We start from the raw sequence: 1,988 nt of genomic DNA on the forward strand, positions 1-1,988 counted from the left end.
GGCGGCATCAAATATCAGCCGACCTTCCTGCCGATCCTGCTGACCGCGTCGGTGTTCGACATCCGCCAGCAGAACGTGCTGACGCCGTCGACCGTGCCGGGCTTCAACGTGCAGCAGGGCGAGATCCGCTCGAAGGGCGTCGAATTCGAAGCCCGCGGCAACGTCACAGACGGTCTCGAGCTGGTCGGCGCCTTGACCTTCCTCGACACCCGCGTCGCGCGGTCCACGACGATTTCGATCATCGGCAACCGGCCGCAGGCCGTGCCGGATTACTTCGGCTCGCTGTGGGCGAACTATACGTTCCAGTCCGGCCCGGTCACCGGCCTGACCTTCGGCGGCGGCATCCGCCACGTCGGCGACAGCTACGGCGACGACGCCAACACGCTGCGCACGCCGGCCTACACGGTGGTGGATGCAGCGTTGAAATACGACCTCGCCAACCTGGCGCCGAGCCTGAAGGGCACGTCGTTGACGCTCAACGTCAACAATCTGTTCGACAAGGAATATTATTCGAGCTGCTCGTCGGGATACTACTGCCAGTTCGGCAATCGCCGGACGGTTCTGGCCGGGCTGAAGTACCGGTGGTGAGGATCGAGGCCAGAAAGGCGCGCCGCCGATGACGCGGCGCGCCGTCCGAGCCTGGGTTTGGGTGCATCGTTGGAGCAGCCTGATCTGCACGCTGTTCGCGCTGCTGCTGTGCCTTAGCGGCTTGCCGCTGATCTTCAAGGACGAGCTCGGTCCGGATCTGCAGCTCGCGGCCACCACGGCGGCGCCCGGCGCGGCCTCGGTGGACTCGATGATCGCGCAGGCGTTGGCGGCGCGGCCGGGCGAGGTGGTGCCGTATTTGTTCTACGATCGGGATCATCCGATCTTGAAGGTGCCGACCGCGGCCGCGATGACGGCCGATCCGGCCACGTTTCACTATCAGGTGTTCGACACCCGTACCGGGCAACAGATCGAGATCCCGCAGCCCAACGAGGGCTTCCTGTATGTGATGACGCGGCTGCATCTCGATCTGTTCGGCGGCGTGCCGGGCACGCTGTTTCTCGGCGCGATGGGGTTGCTGCTGGTCGTCGCCATCGTGTCCGGCGTGGTGTTGTACGGTCCGTTCACGCGACGTCTCGACTTCGGCGTGGTCCGGGCCGACGGCAGCCGGCGGCGGACATGGCTCGACCTGCACAATCTGCTCGGCATCGTGACGCTGGCCTGGTTCGGCGTCGTCAGCTTCACCGGTGTCATCAACACGCTGGCGGCGCCGATCGAGCTCGCCTGGCAGGCCAATCAGCTCGTCGAGATGGCATCGCAGGCGAAGCCGACGGCAAGCGAAGGCCAGCGTGCGTCGATCGACGACGTGCTGCGCGAGGTCCGCACCGCGGTGCCCGGCATGAACGTGATGACGGTGGCGTTTCCCGGCACGCCGTTCGCCACGCCGTCGCACGTCGCGATCTTTCTCACCGGCAACACGCCGATCACCAGCCGCATCCTCAAGCCGGCATTGGCCGACGCATCGACCGGGCAGATCGTCTCGGTGCGCGACATGCCGTGGTACGCGACCGCGCTGTTCATGTCGCAGCCGCTGCATTTCGGCGACTATGGCGGACTGCCGCTGAAGATCATCTGGGCACTGCTCGACATTGCGACGATCGTCGTCCTGATCAGCGGCCTGTATCTGTGGGGGGCGAAGCGCCCGCGTCGTGAGGTAGCGCCGCAGGCGGGGAGCCTCGCCGCATGAGCACGCTCCGAAGGCAATGGCAATGGCCGATCGCGCTGGCGGGGGCGACCGTGTTCGGGCTGCTGTCGGCGCTGATCGGCGAGGGCGGCGTGTGGTGGAGCCTGTGCTGGATTGCGCTGGCGTCGCCGCTGGTCGCGATCGCCTGGTGCGTGGCCGCCGCGCGTCGCCGCTAGGCCTCCGCTTAGGTCTCGACCGTCACTTCGGCCTTCTGCGGCGAAACTTCGTCGATGGCTTCGCGGATCGACTCGATGGCGCG

General features: G+C 66.6%; 3 protein-coding genes. All 3 read left to right on the top strand.

The window, feature by feature from the left end:
• The coding region (locus tag I5M_RS03910; RefSeq protein ID WP_031335302.1) for a TonB-dependent siderophore receptor at positions 1 to 588 on the top strand (588 nt) is incomplete at its 5' end.
• A 28-nt stretch (positions 589 to 616) separates the two neighbouring features.
• Entirely contained in the window at positions 617 to 1,732 is a 1,116-nt protein-coding gene (locus I5M_RS03915; RefSeq protein WP_022720208.1) for a PepSY domain-containing protein, read from the top strand.
• Positions 1,729 to 1,905 (top strand): hypothetical protein, encoded by a 177-nt coding sequence (locus I5M_RS33040; protein ID WP_022720209.1) that lies wholly within the window; start codon positions 1,729 to 1,731, stop codon positions 1,903 to 1,905. The genes I5M_RS03915 and I5M_RS33040 overlap by 4 nt, the downstream gene beginning before the upstream one ends.
• Positions 1,906 to 1,988 lie beyond the last annotated feature (83 nt).

This window comes from Rhodopseudomonas sp. B29, assembly GCF_000333455.1.
Taxonomy (GTDB): domain Bacteria; phylum Pseudomonadota; class Alphaproteobacteria; order Rhizobiales; family Xanthobacteraceae; genus Rhodopseudomonas.